Origin of the sequence: Rubrobacter taiwanensis, from assembly GCF_004337705.1 — a bacterium.
GTDB classification, from domain to species: Bacteria; Actinomycetota; Rubrobacteria; order Rubrobacterales; family Rubrobacteraceae; genus Rubrobacter_C; species Rubrobacter_C taiwanensis.
Genome location: NZ_SKBU01000016.1, coordinates 63,461 through 77,682 on the forward strand (window position 1 = coordinate 63,461; position 14,222 = coordinate 77,682).

Here is a 14,222-nt window from a genome sequence, read left to right on the forward strand (position 1 = left end):
TATAAGTATCGACGCGCCCGTCGCGCGATTCAATAGATGCATCGCGAACCCTCAACGCCTACTCCAGGACCAGCAGGCGCTCGCCGCTCTGCACGGCCTGCCCGGCCTCGACCAGAACCTCCCGGACCACGCCGCCCCTGCCGGCCCGGATCTCGCTCTCCATCTTCATAGCCTCCAGCACGCAGACCGCCTCGTCCGGCTCGACCTCCTGCCCGGCCTCGACCAGAACCTTAACTATGGTGCCCTGCATCGGGGCCACGATCTCCCCCTCGCCGGAGGTCGCCCGGCCGGCCCGCCTGCCGCGCCGGGGCCTGCCGTCGCTCCGCCCCTCACTCTCCCCGGAGTACACCTTCACGCGGAAGAGACGGCCGTTGACCTCCACCTCCACCTCGCGGGCCTCCCTCCCGGGGGGCGCGGCAGCCGCAGGCCCTCCGGCCTCGAGCCGCATCCCGGCTATGTGCTCCGGGATGTATCGGGTCGTGTACTCGCCCTTGAGGAAGTCCTCTTCCTCAAGCACCGCCCTGAAGAAGGGCAGCGTGGTCGCCACCCCCTCAACCCGGAACTCCGTCAGTGCCCGGCGCAGCCGTCCCAGGGCGGCCTCCCGGTCCTCGCCCCACACGATGAGTTTGGCGAAGAGCGGGTCGTAGGACTCGGGCACGAGCCCCGGGCCCTTCAGAGAGGAGTCCACGCGCACGCCGGGGCCGCCGGGCTCCTCGTAGGCCGTCACAAATCCGGGGGCGGGAGCGAAGTCCAGCGCCGGGTTCTCGGCGTTGAGGCGGCACTCGATGGCGTGCCCCCGCCAGTCTACCTCCTCCTGCCGGAGACCCAGCTCCTCTCCGGCGGCGATGCGGATACCCGCCCGCACGATGTCCACGCCGGTCACCAGCTCCGTGACCGGGTGCTCCACCTGCACCCGGGTGTTCATCTCCAGGAAGTAGAATTCGTGGTCCTGAACCAAAAACTCCACGGTGCCGACGTTGTCGTAGTCCACGGCCTCGGCGGCGTGGACGGCGGCCCGGCCCATGGCCTCGCGCATCTCCGGGTTCAGGGCCGGGCTCGGGCACTCCTCCAGCAGCTTCTGGTGGCGGCGCTGGATGGAGCAGTCCCGCTCGCCCAAGTGCACGGCGTTGCCGAACCTGTCCCGGATGACCTGGATCTCGATGTGCCGCGGCCCCGGGAGGTAGCGCTCCAGGTAGACCGCACCGTCCCCGAAGTACAGCTCCCCTTCGCGGCTGGCGCGCTCGAAGGCGGCCCCGACCTCCTCCTCGGAGGCCGCCACGGCGAACCCCTTGCCCCCGCCGCCGGCGGCGGCCTTGACGGCGATCGGGTACCCGAACTCACCGGCGAACGCGAGCGCCTCTTCGGGAGAGCTTACGGGCTCCCCGGTGCCGGGCGTGATCGGCACCCCGGCCTTCGACATCAGGCGGCGGCTCTCCACCTTGCTGCCCATCGCTTCGATGGCCTCCGGGTGCGGCCCGATCCAGACCAGCCCCGCCTCCTCCACGGCGCGGGCGAACGGGGCGCTCTCGGCCAGGAACCCGTAGCCCGGGTGCACGGCCTCCGCCCCGCTCCGCAGCGCCGTCTCCACCAGCCGCTCGATGTTCAGGTAGCTCTCGCTCGCCGGAGCGGCCCCGATGTGGTAGGCTTCGTCCGCCAACCGGGCGTGGAGCGCCTCCCGGTCCGCATCCGAGTAGACCGCCACGCTCCCGGCCCCCATCTCCCGCAGCGCCCGGATTATCCGGACCGCGATCTCACCCCGGTTCGCAACCAGCACCTTCTCGAACAACTACCACCCCTCCTGCTGCAGGCGGGCCGCTACGGCCCAGATGGAATCCCTCTCTCCCACGTGCGGCGGGACCGGCCGTCCCGTCCGCGCGGCGAACTCCCACGCGCTGAACCGCGGCCGGACCTTCTCCTGCCGGGCGCCCCTCAAAACCTCCAGCGCGGCCAGGATCGCGGCCGCCTCCTCGGGCGCGGGTTGCGGCTCCATCCGGTTCATCAGAGCGGGATGTTGCCGTGCTTGCGCCGCGGGCGCTCGGGGCGCTTGGTGCGCACCGTCCGCAGCGCGTTTATCAGGTACGGCCGGGTCTCGCGCGGGTCTATGATGTCGTCGAGGTAGCCCATCTCGGCGGCGACCATCGGGTTGTTGAACTGCTCCCTGTAGTACTCGATGAGCCGCGCGCGCTCGGCCTCGGGGTCGTCGGCCTCGGCGATCTGCCGCCGGAAGATGACGTTCACCGCGGCCTCGGCGCCCATCACCGCGATCTCGCCCGTCGGCCACGAGACGTTCACGTCCGCCCCGATGTGCTTGGAGCACATGACGTCGTAGGCTCCGCCGTAGGCTTTACGGGTTATGACCGTCATCTTAGGGACCGTCGCCTCGGAGTAGGCGTAGAGCAGTTTGGCCCCGTGCTTGATAATGCCGCCCCACTCCTGGCCGGTGCCCGGCAGAAATCCCGGCACGTCCACGAAGGTCACGAGGGGGATATTGAACGCGTCGCAGAAGCGCACGAAGCGCGCGGCCTTGATGCTCGCGTCTATGTCCAGCGTCCCGGCGAGCACCATCGGCTGGTTGCCCACCACACCCACGGCGTGCCCGTCCAGCCGCGCGAAGCCGCAGACGATGTTCTGCGCCCACAGCTCGGCCACCTCAAAGAACTCCCCGTCGTCCACCACCAGCTCGATGACGCGCTTGATGTCGTAGGGGTGCTGCGGCGAGTCCGGGATGATGGAGGCCAGCTCCTCCTCCCGCCGCTCCGGCGAGTCCTCCGGCGGGAAGTGCGGCGCGCCGTCGAGGTTGTTCTGCGGCAGGAAGGAGATCAGGTACCGCACATCCTCCAGGCAGCTCTCCTCGTCCGGAGCGGTGAAGTGGGCCACGCCGGAGCGGCTGCCGTGCGTGAGCGCGCCGCCCAGATCCTCGAAGGAGACCTCCTCTCCCGTTACGGTCTTGATCACGTCCGGGCCGGTGATGAACATGTGGCTGGTCTCCTCGACCATGAAGATGAAGTCGGTTATGGCCGGGGAGTAGACGGCGCCGCCGGCGCACGGTCCCATGATTATGCTTATCTGCGGCACCACCCCGGAGGCCTGCACGTTGCGGTGGAAGATCTCCGCGTAACCGGCGAGCGAGACCACGCCCTCCTGGATGCGGGCCCCGCCGGAGTCGTTGATCCCGATGACCGGGCATCCGTTCTGTACGGCGAGATCCATGACCTTGCAGATCTTCTGCGCGAACACCTCGCCCAGAGAACCGCCGAAGACGGTGAAGTCCTGGCTGAAGACGAAGACCTTGCGGCCCAGGATCTCGCCGTAGCCGGTGACCACCCCGTCGCCCAGGGGACGGTTCTTCTCCATCCCGAAGTTGTAGGAGCGGTGGACCCGGTAGCGGTCCAGCTCCACGAAGGTTCCCTCGTCCAGCAGCCGCTCGATGCGCTCGCGGGCGAGCATCTTGCCCTTCTCCCGCTGGCGCCGCACGGCCCGCTCCGAGGCGGGGTGCGCGGCAGCCTCGCGCAGGCGTTTAAGCCCCTCGATCTTCCCGGCCGTCGTGTCTTCTCCGAGCCTCTCCTTTTGCACGGTCAAGCATTTTAACATGCCGTTTGCCGCCGGGTCCCGCGGCCGGTAGAATCGATGTGCAACCCCCTTGAAGAGAGCACCGACCGGCAAGGGACGGAGGAGACCGATGGAGATATTCGAGAAGCTGGCCGAATACCGCTACGAACAGCTGGTCTTCTGCCACGACAAGTCTACCAGCCTGCGGGCCATCATAGCGATCCACGACACCACGCTGGGCCCGGCTCTAGGCGGCTGCCGGATGTGGCCCTACCGCTCGGAAGAGGAAGCCGTCGTAGACGCCCTACGGCTGGCAAGAGGGATGACCTACAAGGCCGCCGCGAGCGGCCTTAATCTTGGCGGCGGGAAGTCCGTGATCATCGGAGACTCGCGTACGGACAAGTCCGAGGCGCTGCTGCGCTCCTTCGGCCGCTACATCGAGACCCTGGGCGGCCGCTACATCACCGCCGAGGACGTGGGCACTTCTCTCGAAGACATGGCCTACATCCAGATTGAGACCTCCCACGTGGTGGGTGTGGACCGGGCCTCGGGCGGCTCGGGAGACCCCTCGCCCTTCACGGCACTCGGCGTGCTGCAGGGGATGAAGGCGTGCGTGGAGGAGGTCTTCGGCGAGACCTCGCTGGAGGGCAGGACGGTCGCCGTGCAGGGCGTGGGCAACGTGGGCTACCCGCTGTGCCGGATGCTGCACGAGGAGGGGGCAAGCCTGATCGTCACCGACGTGAACCGGGAAGCCGTAGAGCGCGCCGTGCGGGACTTCGGCGCGAAGCCGGTGGACCCGGAGGAGATCTTCTCCATAAGCTGCGACATCTTCGCCCCTTGCGCCCTCGGGGCGGTCATCAACGACGAGACCGTCCCGAAGCTGCGCTGCCGGATCGTGGCCGGCAGCGCGAACAACGTTCTGCTGGAGCCCCGCCACGGCGAGGCGCTGGCCGAGCGCGGTATCCTCTACGCCCCGGATTACGTGATCAACGCCGGGGGTCTGATCAACGTCGCCGACGAGCTGGAGGGCTACAGCGCTGAGCGCGCGCGCAAGCGCGTGCTGCGAATCTACGACTCCGTCAAGAGCATCATCCGCATCTCCAAGCGCGACAGCGTCCCGACGCACCTCGCCGCCGATACCATGGCCCTGGAGCGTATAGAGGCCATAAGCTCGATGGAGCGCCTGCACACCGGACACCCCTACGGCCAGCTCTACCGCCGCCGCGAGGCCCTTTAGAGATCCGCCTCACATCGCCGCTCCGGAGAGACGGGCGCGCCTGTACTCCCGCACGGCGGTCTTGAGCGCCCCGAGCGCGAGGGCGGCGTTCTTGGTGCGCCGGCCGACGATGTCCCGCCCCATGATGGCGACCAGCTCCCCGGAGGAGAGCTCCAGCACCTCGTCGAGGGTTAACCCCCTCTCCAGCACGAGCTCCATCAGAAGGCTGGCCCCGGCGATGGTTATGGTGTCGCCCTCCCCCTCGAACGAGAGGTCCTCCACCCGGAAACCGTCGGTCTTGAGGTAGACCGTAACCCACCCCCCGCACTCCGGATTTCCGACCGAGGCCGCAGCGTCGGCCCCGGACAGGACCCCGTAGCGGCGCGGATCGCCGTAGTGGTCCAGAAGCAGCTCCACCCTCTGCCGGCGGGTCATCGCACCTCCCGCAGGCGCCCGGTCTCCACCTCGTAGACGAAGCCGCGCACGTTCTTGTGCGGGATGAACGGGCTGGCCTGTATGCGGGCAGCGGACTGCCGCACGTCCTCCTCTAGATCCCGGAAGGCCTCGAGAGCGAACGCCGGCTTTACCCCCACCTCCTCCTGGATCCGCTCTTTCACCTCATCGTCGGTGAAGGTGAGCATCCCGCAGTCGGTGTGGTGGATGAGTATGATCTCCCGCGTTCCCAGCAGGCGTTGGGAGATCATGAGCGAGCGGATCACATCCTCGGTCACCACGCCACCCGCGTTGCGGATCACGTGCGCCTCACCCTCCCGTAACCCGAGAATCCCGTGCACGTCGATCCGGGCGTCCATGCAGGCGACCACGGCGACGCCCAGACTCGGCGGCGCCGGCAGACCGCCCCCGTCGAACGACTCCGCATAACGCTCGTTGTTCCTCAGCAGCTCGTCCGTAACGCTCACCTTCTCCCCTCCTTCACCGGAAAGAACGGCGCCGGGATCCGGCGGAGCGAATCCCGGCGCTCCGAGCCCCCTCTCCTTCCGTGGCTACCGCTCGATCGGGGCGCGCACCACGTTGCCCCACTCGGTCCAGCTGCCGTCGTAGTTGCGCACGTTCTCGTAGCCGAGCAGGTACTTGAGCACGAACCACGTGTGAGAGGAACGCTCCCCTATCCGGCAGTAGGCGACCACCTCATCGCCTCTCTTCAAACCCGCCTCACCCTCGTAGATCTCCCGCAGCTCCTCGGCGCTCTTGAAGGTCCCGTCCTCACGCACCGCCTTAGCCCACGGCACATTGGCCGCCCCGGGAATGTGCCCGCCCCTCAAAGCACCCTCCTGCGGATACTCCGGCATGTGCAAAAGCTCCCCGGAGTACTCGGCGGGGCTCCTCACGTCGATCAGCGGCCTGCCGGACCTCATGTGCTCCATCACATCGTCCCTGAAAGCCCGGATGGCCTCGTCGTTGCGCTCGCGAACCGGATACTCGGTGCGCGGGAAGGTGGGCACCTCTTTAGTCATCGGGCGCCCCTCGGCCTCCCACTTCTGCCTCCCGCCGTCCATTACCCGGACGTCCTCGTGCCCGAAGAGCTTGAAGACCCAAAGAGCATAGGTGGCCCACCAGTTGTTCCGGTCGCCGTAGAAGACCACCGTGGTCTCCGGCCGGATGCCGTGGCGGCTCATCAGCTCGGCGAAGCGCTCGGGCGTGAGATAGTCCCGGATGAGAGGGTCGTTAAGATCCTCCACCCAGTCTATCTTGACCGCATTGGGGATGTGGCCGGTCTCGTAGAGCAGTACGTCCTCGTCGCTCTCGATGATGCGTACGTTCTCCGTGTCGTCCAGATGCTCGGCCACCCACTCGGTGGTCACCAAAGCCTCCGGGTGCGCATACCCCTTCTCCTGAATCTGCCGCTCCACGTTCGACATTCTCTCTTGACCCTCCTTACCGAAAGGCGGCTTATACTGCTCTGCGCGAAACATTCTAAACCATATCCGACCAATTTTGTCGGATATGGTCGTGGCGGCAGGATTTTTTTCGAATGAGCCGGGGATGCGCCTGTATACTGGGGCACCGGGGACACGGAAGCGGCACTAGAGCGGAGGTTCCGGGAGATGTCTAGGTACGAGGCCCTGATCGAGCGGGCCGTCGCCGGGAGGCTGGGTCCGGAGGAGGTTCGCGAGCTGGCGCGGTTCGTGTGGGAGGAGCCTGCGCCGGCGGTGCGAGCGGCGGCCGGGGTGCGGGACCGCAGCTTCGGGCCGCGGGTCACCTATTCGCGCAAGGTCTTCATCCCGCTCACCAAGCTCTGCCGGGACAACTGCGGCTACTGCACCTTCGCCCGGTCCCCGCGCCCGGGGGAGCGGGCCTACCTGACCCCGGAGGAGGTGCTAAAGATAGCCCGGGCCGGGGTGGAGGCCGGCTGCAAGGAGGCGCTGTTCACGCTGGGAGACAAGCCGGAGAAGCGGTACGGGGAGGCGCGCCGGGAGCTGCGCGAGCTGGGGTTTGAGACCACAATCGAGTATCTGGCGCACGTGTGCGGGCTCGTGCTGGAGGAGACGGGGCTGCTGCCGCATGCCAACCCGGGCGTGATGAGCGGGGACGAGATAGCGGAGCTGCGCCGGGCGGCCGTCTCGCAGGGAATCATGCTGGAGCAGGTCTCGGAACGGCTGCTCGGGAGGGGTATGGCGCACTGGGCCTCGCCGGACAAGGTGCCTGCGCGGCGGTTGGAGACGATAGAGGCGGCGGGCCGGCTGCGCGTACCCTTCACGACCGGGATGCTGATCGGGATCGGGGAGACTCCGGAGGAGCGGGGGGAGACGCTGCTCGCCATCCGGGAGCTGCACGAGCGGCACGGGCACATCCAGGAGTGCATCGTGCAGAACTTTAGGGCCAAGCCGGGCACGCGCATGGAGGGGGCACCGGAGCCTTCGGAGCGGGAGATGTTGGCGGCGATCGCGCTGGCGCGCCTCGTGCTGCCGCCGGAGGTCACGGTGCAGGCCCCGCCGAACCTGGCCGGCTCCGCCGCGAACGGCCCGCCCGCCTACACCCGCTATCTGGACGCGGGGATAAACGACTGGGGCGGCGTCTCTCCGGTCACGATAGACCACGTCAACCCGGAGCGTCCCTGGCCGCATCTGGACGAGCTGGAGCGGGCCACGGAGGAGAAGGGCTACCTGCTGCTGGAGCGGCTCGCGGTCTACCCCCGCTACGCGCTGGCGGCAAACGGCTGGGTGGATGGGCGGCTAGTTCCGCGCGTGCTGGCGGGTATAGACGCCGAGGGGTTCGCCCGGGTCGAGAAGTGGGCGCCGGGCGCGGCTGAGGGGCCGCCGCGGCAGGCGGTAGACGCCGTGCAGGGCCGGAGGCGGTCGCTGCAGCGGCCGGAGTTCGTGCGGGCGCTCGCCGCCGCCGGGGAGCGGGATCTCGCAGAGGAAGAGATAGCGCTGCTGTTCACGGCGCGGGGCAGCGAGCTGGCCGAGCTCTGCCGGGTTGCCGACGAGCTGCGGCGGGAGGTCAACGGCGAGGAGGTCACCTACGTCGTCAACCGGAACATCAACTACACCAACCAGTGCTACTTCCGGTGCGGCTTCTGCGCGTTCAGCAAAGGTCCGAAGTCGCTGAACCTGCGCGGGGAGCCGTACCTGCTCGACACGGCCGAGGTCGCCCGGCGGGCCCGGGAGGCGTGGGAGCGGGGCGCCACGGAGGTGTGCATGGTCGGCGGCATCCACGGCCGGTTCACCGGCGAGAGCTACCTGGACTATGTGCGGGCGGTCAAGGAGGCGGTACCCCGGATGCACGTCCACGCCTTCACCCCGCTGGAGGTGTGGCAGGGGGCGCAGACGCTCGGGATCTCCGTGCGGGAGTTCCTCATCCGGCTCAAGGAGGCCGGTCTGGACACGCTGCCGGGTACGGCGGCCGAGGTGCTGGACGACGAGGTGCGGGCCATCATCTGCCCGGATAAGGTGAACACGGCGCAGTGGGCTGAGGTTATGCGGACGGCGCACGAGATCGGGCTGCGGGCCACCACCACAATCATGTTCGGGCACGTGGACGGTCCGGTGAACTGGGCCCGGCACCTGCTCGTGCTGCGCGACATCCAGCGTGACACCGGCGGGTTCACGGAGTTCATCCCGCTGCCGTTCGTGCACATGGGAGCCCCGATCTTCCTGCAGGGCCGCTCGCGATGCGGGCCTACCTTCGAGGAGACGGTCAAGATGCACGCGGTCGGCAGGATCGCGCTGCACGGCTACATAGACAACGTGCAGGTCTCGTGGGTGAAGGTAGGGATCGAGGGCGCCAAGATCTGCCTGAACGCCGGCTGCAACGACCTGGGCGGCACGCTCATGAACGAGAGCATCTCGCGCGCGGCCGGGGCCAGCCACGGGCAGGAGATGCTGCCGGAGGAGCTGGAGCGGGCAATCCGCGAGATCGGGCGCATCCCGCGCCGCCGCAACACGCTCTACGGTGAGCCGCAGCGAACGTACGCCGCAGGCTAGATTCCTTATGATCCGGACCGGTGTCGAGGAGAGGGATCCCGGACCACGCTTTTGGGGATGGCCCCTTCGACTTCGAGCTGTGCGCTCCTTTGCAGCCCGAGCCTCTTACCTGGTGAGCGGAGACGAGGGCGTCCCCGGCATGGGAAACCCTCCGGTAGCAGTCCTCGCCCCGGTACAGTTCGTAAGACTCTGGCGGTCCCACCTCCTCTGAGACAACCCGAATCGTTGCCCCCGCCGGCGGCGGGGTTACTCGGCCGCCGGACGGCCGGCCTTCAGCGCCGAGCGCGGCTCCTTGAACAGGCCCGGTATCTCCCCAAGATCTGTGTGCCGGTCGCAGATGTCTAGCAGAGCCTGCGAGGTGCACTGGGCGGCGCTTATCACCTCGACCCGGATGCCGCACTCGCTCTGGAGGTATTCGATCGCTTCGACATAGTCTCCGTCGCCGGAGACCAGCACGTAGACGTCGGCGTGCGCGGCGAGACGCACCATGTCCATCACGATCCCCATGTCCCAGTCGCCCTTGTGCGAGACGCTCTTCTCCCCGTCGGGGCTTAAAGTCTCGTGCACGATCAGGGGCTTGGAGCGCACCTTGTAGCCGAAGCGGTTGAGGTTGTAGACGAACGAGCGGGCGCCGGGGGAGTCGTCCGACTCCTGCTTCTCGACGATATAGAAGGTAGCGCGCAGCAGTTCCCGGTCCTCCACCGCCGCCTCCAGCAGCCTCCCGTAGTCCAGCATGCCGCCCCGGTAGTAGCTCTTGATGGCGTGGTAGAGGTTGGAGCCGTCCACGAAGACGGCTACCCGCTGTGATCTTCCAGAGGATCTCATGGCACAGATGTTAGCAGATAAGCCCGCTGCCGGAGCACGGGCCGCGATGGGGTAGAATCTGGCCCCTGCAGCCCCTATCTGAGGCTGACCCGCAGGAGGAGTAGAATGTTTGCGATGAGAGATTGGGAGAACAGGCTTGGACAGGGTATTCAGGTGCTACGTTGAGAGAGAGGCCGGGCACGCGGCCGTGGTCCCGCAGGGAGAGGTGGATCTGCAGACGGCGCCCGAGATGCAGGCCTGCATCGAGGAGGCCTTCGAGGCCAGCCCGGTGGTCATCCTGGATATGAGCGGGATCGAGTTCATGGACTCCACGGCTCTGTCGGTCCTGATCCGGGCCCGGAGTCAGCTGGGGTCCGGCCTCTCGCTGCGGCTCGCCGCCCCCTCTAAAGCCGCCAGGAGAATACTGGAGGTCACAGGGGCCGCCGACTACTTCGACATCTACCCCTCCCGGGAGGAAGCCGCGAAAGGCGAGAGGTAGCCTCTGAACGAGCTCGCAGAGTATCTGGCTGCCCAGAACACGCTGGCCGTGGGCTTCCTGGCGAGCCTCGCCGCAGGGCTTATGACAGCGGCCGGAGCCCTGCCGGTGATCTTCTTCCGGGAGGTCTCCGCGAAGGTGCTGGACGGCTTTCTAGGCTTCGCCGCCGGGGTGATGCTCGCGGCCACCTCCTTCTCCCTGATCCTGCCCGGCATCGAGGCGGCCGGCGGCGGGGTCTACGCGGCTCTGGTCATGGCGGCCGGCATCCTGCTCGGCGCGCTGTTTCTAGACGCCTCAAACCGCTACCTCCCCCACCGCCACTTCCTGAAAGGCCGGGAGGGAGCCGGCGTAAGCCTGCAGCGGATCTGGCTCTTCATCTTCGCGATAACGCTGCACAACTTCCCCGAGGGGCTGGCCGTGGGGGTGGGCTTCGGCAGCGGAGATCCGGAGGGCATACTCAACGGGCTCACGCTCGCCGCAGGCATCGGGCTGCAGAACCTGCCCGAGGGCCTGGCCGTGGCAGCCGCGCTCGTGGGCCTGAAGTACGGCCTGCCGGCGGCTCTCGGTGTGGCGGCCCTGACGGGACTGGTGGAGCCGGTCGGCGGGCTTCTGGGCGTGGCGTTCGTGAACATCAGCGCGCCGCTTCTGCCCTGGGGCATGGCGTTCGCGGCGGGCGCGATGCTGTTCGTGATCTCGGACGAGATCATCCCCGAAACCCACCGCCGGGGGTTCGAGCGCATCGCCACCTTCGGGGTCATGATCGGGTTCGTCGTGATGATGTTCCTGGATATCACCCTCGGCTAGGGAGCCTCTCTGGCATCCTCCACCCCACACGTTACAATCTAACCCCGTGATATCCGACACCAGAACAGTCCGGATCCCCGAACCCCTGCGGAGGCTGGGCGAGGCCTTCCGGCGGGAGGGTCACGAGCTCTACCTGGTCGGCGGCTACGTCCGGGATTACCTGAGGGGGAGCGGCAAGAAGAAGGATATAGACGCCGCCACCGGGGCCCGGCCGGAGGAGACGAAGCGCATCCTGCGCCCGCTCGCAGACTACCTCTGGACGGTGGGCGAGAAGTTCGGGACCATCGGAGCGAAGGTCAACGGGTACTCCGTAGAGGTCACCACCTACCGCAGCGACCTCTATACGGCCGGCAGCCGCCACCCGGAGGTCTCCTTCGGAGAGAGCCTGGAAGAGGACCTGGCGCGGCGGGACTTCACGATCAACGCCCTGGCCGCCGACGCGGAGACGGGCGAGATCTCCGACCCTTTCGGCGGCCGCAAGGACCTGGAGCTCGGCGTGGTACGCGCCGTAGGGGAGCCTCTGGAGCGCATGCGCGACGACCCCTTGAGAATGCTGCGGGCGGTGCGGTTCGAGATCACCCTCAGCACGCGGGAGCGCCCCTTCGCCATAGCCAGAGACCTGGAGGAGGCCATCCGCGAGAATGCCGGGTGGCTCAAGAGCATCTCGGCCGAGCGCATCCGGGACGAGTTCGAGCAGATACTGCTCTCCGAGAACGCGGCCCGGGGCCTGCGCTCGCTGGTGCGTCTGGGCCTGATGGGATACATCCTGCCGGAGTTTCTGGAGACGCTGGACGTCTCGCAGGAGACGGAGTTCCACCACAAGGACGTCTTCGAGCACACCCTGCTCGTGATCGAAGGCACCCCCCAGGACCCGATCCTGCGCAAGGCGGCGCTCTTCCATGACATCGGCAAGCCCCGGACGCTCGTCTACGAGCACCGATGCACCTTCTGCGGGGCGAAGTCGCTGCTGAAGACGGCCGGAGAGGGCGAGTGCCCGGAGTGCGGCGGCCGCACGGTGCCAAAGAAGATACACTTCTACGGCCACGAGAACGTCGGGGCCGGCATAGCGCGCCGGGCGATGAAGCGGCTGGCCTACCCGAAGGACGAGATAGATGCGGTGGCCCACCTCGTCGCCCACCACATGCGCCCGATGAGCTACGCGGTAGGCCGCGACCCGTGGTCGGACTCGGCCGTGCGGCGCTTCATCCGGGACACGCACCTCTCGCGCGGCGACCGGGAGCTGGCGAACGTAGATATGCTGCTCGAGCTGGCCCGGGCGGACATCACGGGAGGGAACCCGCGGCGACGCAGGATGGCCGAGGCGTCCTGGCGCAGCCTGCGGGAGCGGGTGGATGAGATCCGGGCGCAGGACGAGATCGAGAAGCTGACAAGCCCCCTAGACGGCCACGAGCTTATGCGGCACTTCGGACGCGGGCCGGGACGGTGGATCAAGGAGGTCAAGAACTACCTGGAAGCCGAAGTCGTCGAGGGCCGGCTCGGCCAGGACGACAAGGAGCGCGCCTGGGAGCTGGCCGAAGAGTTCGTCCGCGAGCGGAGGCTCCTCGGCGAGGAGTAGGGAGAGGCTGATGGAAGACCCGCTCGTGTCCACGGAATGGCTCGCCAAACATCTGAACGACCCCGAAATCCGCCCCGTGGACATGCGCGGCTACGTGAAGCTTCAGAACGACCCGGAGCGCGGCACCCAGCGCGCCGAGTACACCGGAGCCCGCGAGGAGTACGAGAAGGCCCACATCCCCGGTGCAGTCTACGTGGACTGGACCCGGGACATCGTAGACCCGGAGGACCCGGTGCCGGTCCAGGTCGCGCCGCCGGAGCGCTTCGCGGAACTGATGAGCAGCCTCGGCATCGGGGACGGCACCCTGGTCGTCGCCTACGACCACAAGGGCGACCAGTTCGCCACCCGCCTCTGGTGGGCGCTCATGTACTACGGCCACGACCGCGTCGCCGTCCTCGACGGCGGCTGGAACAAGTGGGTCTCCGAAGGCCGCCCGGTCACCGCCGCCCCGCCGGACGTCCATCCCGCGGCCTTCACCCCGCACCCCCGCCCCGGGTGGCGCAAGACGGCCGGGGAGGTGCTGGCGGCGAGCGAGAGCGGGAGCGCCCTCATCCTGGACGCCCGCGACCGGGAGCAGTACACCGGCGAGCTGCGGCGCGGCAGGCGCGGCGGTCACATACCCGGCGCTAAGAACCTGCACTCGGCCGCCCTGCGCGACCCGGAGAACGGCACCTTCCGCCCCGTAGAAGAGCTGGAGCGGCTGGTGCGCGCGGCGGGAGTACCCGGGGACAGAGACCACCCCCTCATCGCCTACTGCAACGGCGGGGTCGCGGCCACGGTAGACCTCTTCACCCTCTACAGGCTCGGCTACCGGAACCTGGCCAACTACGACGGCTCCTGGAACGAGTGGGGCCCGCGCGAAGACCTGCCGGCAGAGGAGTAGCTACCAGCTCGCCTTGCTGACGCCCGGGATCTCACCCCGGTGCGCCTTCTCCCGGAAGTTGATGCGCGAGAGACCGAACTTCCTGAAGTACCCCCGGCTCCTCCCGTCTATCCGATCCCGGTTGCGCACCCGGGTGGGCGATGAGTCCCGCGGCAGCCGCTGCAGAGCGAACATCGCCTCCCGGCGCTCCCCGAACGACAGGCCCGGATCGTCGAGCATCCGTTTAAGCTCCCGCCGGCGCTCAGCATACCGCGCCACAACCCGCTTGCGCCGCTCGTTCTTCGCTACCTTAGCCCTTCTCGCCACCCGCCGATACCTCCTTTTCGATTTACTGCTATCAATAAAATGATTTTGTAGACCCTAACCAGGTGGATTATCGTGCAATTATGGATAACATACTATCAAATTATCAAATTCGCTAAGCGGTTGAAGGAGCGGTCCGGAGAGTG

14 protein-coding genes are annotated in these 14,222 nt (G+C 67.6%); 6 read left to right on the forward strand and 8 right to left on the reverse strand.

The features are described from left to right. Nucleotides 1–58: 58 nt before the first annotated feature. The 3 genes from E0L93_RS09990 to E0L93_RS10000 are packed head-to-tail and all read right to left on the reverse strand — an operon-like array spanning nt 59 to nt 3,573. Entirely contained in the window at nt 59–1,786 is a 1,728-nt protein-coding gene (locus E0L93_RS09990) for an acetyl/propionyl/methylcrotonyl-CoA carboxylase subunit alpha (RefSeq protein ID WP_132691477.1), read from the reverse strand. Further along, a complete protein-coding gene (locus E0L93_RS09995; RefSeq protein WP_132691479.1) occupies nt 1,787–1,990 on the reverse strand; it encodes a hypothetical protein in 204 nt (67 codons plus the stop codon). 8 nt (nt 1,991–1,998) lie between these two features. After that, nucleotides 1,999–3,573 carry an acyl-CoA carboxylase subunit beta gene (locus E0L93_RS10000; RefSeq protein ID WP_243638191.1) on the reverse strand — a complete coding sequence of 525 codons (1,575 nt, stop codon included), beginning with the start codon at nt 3,571–3,573 and terminating at the stop codon, nt 1,999–2,001. Between the two features lie 106 nt (nt 3,574–3,679). Between E0L93_RS10000 and E0L93_RS10005 the strand changes: the two genes are divergently transcribed. After that, nucleotides 3,680–4,786 (forward strand): Glu/Leu/Phe/Val dehydrogenase dimerization domain-containing protein, encoded by a 1,107-nt coding sequence (locus E0L93_RS10005; protein ID WP_132691483.1) that lies wholly within the window; start codon nt 3,680–3,682, stop codon nt 4,784–4,786. Between the two features lie 9 nt (nt 4,787–4,795). Here E0L93_RS10005 and E0L93_RS10010 read toward each other — a convergent pair whose 3' ends face one another. From E0L93_RS10010 to E0L93_RS10020, 3 genes are all read right to left on the reverse strand, one after another. Then, nucleotides 4,796–5,200 carry an iron-sulfur cluster assembly scaffold protein gene (locus E0L93_RS10010; protein ID WP_132691485.1) on the reverse strand — a complete coding sequence of 135 codons (405 nt, stop codon included), beginning with the start codon at nt 5,198–5,200 and terminating at the stop codon, nt 4,796–4,798. Continuing rightward, nucleotides 5,197–5,685 (reverse strand): beta-class carbonic anhydrase, encoded by a 489-nt coding sequence (locus E0L93_RS10015; protein WP_132691486.1) that lies wholly within the window; start codon nt 5,683–5,685, stop codon nt 5,197–5,199. Before E0L93_RS10015 ends, E0L93_RS10010 begins: the two co-directional genes overlap by 4 nt. A gap of 84 nt (nt 5,686–5,769) precedes the next feature. Then, nucleotides 5,770–6,645, reverse strand: coding sequence for a sulfurtransferase (locus tag E0L93_RS10020; RefSeq protein WP_132691488.1), 876 nt, complete (start codon nt 6,643–6,645; stop codon nt 5,770–5,772). A 186-nt stretch (nt 6,646–6,831) separates the two neighbouring features. Between E0L93_RS10020 and cofH the strand changes: the two genes are divergently transcribed. Next, nucleotides 6,832–9,210: a 5-amino-6-(D-ribitylamino)uracil--L-tyrosine 4-hydroxyphenyl transferase CofH gene (gene cofH, locus E0L93_RS10025; RefSeq protein WP_132691490.1), complete on the forward strand. Its 2,379-nt coding sequence runs from the start codon at nt 6,832–6,834 to the stop codon at nt 9,208–9,210. A gap of 246 nt (nt 9,211–9,456) precedes the next feature. Here cofH and E0L93_RS10030 read toward each other — a convergent pair whose 3' ends face one another. After that, nucleotides 9,457–10,035, reverse strand: a complete 579-nt coding sequence (locus E0L93_RS10030) for a LabA-like NYN domain-containing protein (RefSeq protein ID WP_132691492.1) — start codon at nt 10,033–10,035, stop codon at nt 9,457–9,459. 136 nt (nt 10,036–10,171) lie between these two features. Between E0L93_RS10030 and E0L93_RS10035 the strand changes: the two genes are divergently transcribed. The 4 genes from E0L93_RS10035 (at nt 10,172) to E0L93_RS10050 (ending at nt 13,773) form a co-directional block, all read left to right on the forward strand. Beyond that, the gene (locus E0L93_RS10035) at nt 10,172–10,513 is read left to right on the forward strand and encodes an STAS domain-containing protein (RefSeq protein WP_165874288.1); all 342 of its coding nucleotides are present in this window, start codon (nt 10,172–10,174) and stop codon (nt 10,511–10,513) included. Between the two features lie 81 nt (nt 10,514–10,594). After that, on the forward strand, nt 10,595–11,314 hold the full coding sequence (locus tag E0L93_RS10040; protein WP_132691496.1) for a ZIP family metal transporter: 720 nt from the start codon (nt 10,595–10,597) through the stop codon (nt 11,312–11,314). Nucleotides 11,315–11,360: 46 nt separating this feature from the next. Then, a complete protein-coding gene (locus E0L93_RS10045; RefSeq protein ID WP_132691498.1) occupies nt 11,361–12,890 on the forward strand; it encodes a tRNA nucleotidyltransferase/poly(A) polymerase-related protein in 1,530 nt (509 codons plus the stop codon). A gap of 10 nt (nt 12,891–12,900) precedes the next feature. Continuing rightward, a complete protein-coding gene (locus E0L93_RS10050; RefSeq protein ID WP_207890419.1) occupies nt 12,901–13,773 on the forward strand; it encodes a sulfurtransferase in 873 nt (290 codons plus the stop codon). Here the strand turns inward: E0L93_RS10050 and rpsN are convergent, their stop codons facing one another. Continuing rightward, a complete protein-coding gene (rpsN, locus tag E0L93_RS10055; RefSeq protein ID WP_132691502.1) occupies nt 13,774–14,079 on the reverse strand; it encodes a 30S ribosomal protein S14 in 306 nt (101 codons plus the stop codon). It lies immediately after the preceding gene. Nucleotides 14,080–14,222 lie beyond the last annotated feature (143 nt).

What these genes read in the sequence shown, in the direction of transcription:
- cofH (WP_132691490.1), top strand. Translation starts at nt 6,832, where the DNA reads ATGTCTAGGTACGAGGCCCTGATCGAGCGGGCCGTCGCCGGGAGGCTG.
- E0L93_RS10020 (WP_132691488.1), bottom strand. Translation starts at nt 6,645, where the DNA reads ATGTCGAACGTGGAGCGGCAGATTCAGGAGAAGGGGTATGCGCACCCG.
- E0L93_RS10040 (WP_132691496.1), top strand. Translation starts at nt 10,595, where the DNA reads ATGACAGCGGCCGGAGCCCTGCCGGTGATCTTCTTCCGGGAGGTCTCC.
- E0L93_RS09995 (WP_132691479.1), bottom strand. Translation starts at nt 1,990, where the DNA reads ATGGAGCCGCAACCCGCGCCCGAGGAGGCGGCCGCGATCCTGGCCGCG.
- E0L93_RS10030 (WP_132691492.1), bottom strand. Translation starts at nt 10,035, where the DNA reads ATGAGATCCTCTGGAAGATCACAGCGGGTAGCCGTCTTCGTGGACGGC.
- E0L93_RS10050 (WP_207890419.1), top strand. Translation starts at nt 12,901, where the DNA reads ATGGAAGACCCGCTCGTGTCCACGGAATGGCTCGCCAAACATCTGAAC.
- E0L93_RS10010 (WP_132691485.1), bottom strand. Translation starts at nt 5,200, where the DNA reads ATGACCCGCCGGCAGAGGGTGGAGCTGCTTCTGGACCACTACGGCGAT.
- E0L93_RS10005 (WP_132691483.1), top strand. Translation starts at nt 3,680, where the DNA reads ATGGAGATATTCGAGAAGCTGGCCGAATACCGCTACGAACAGCTGGTC.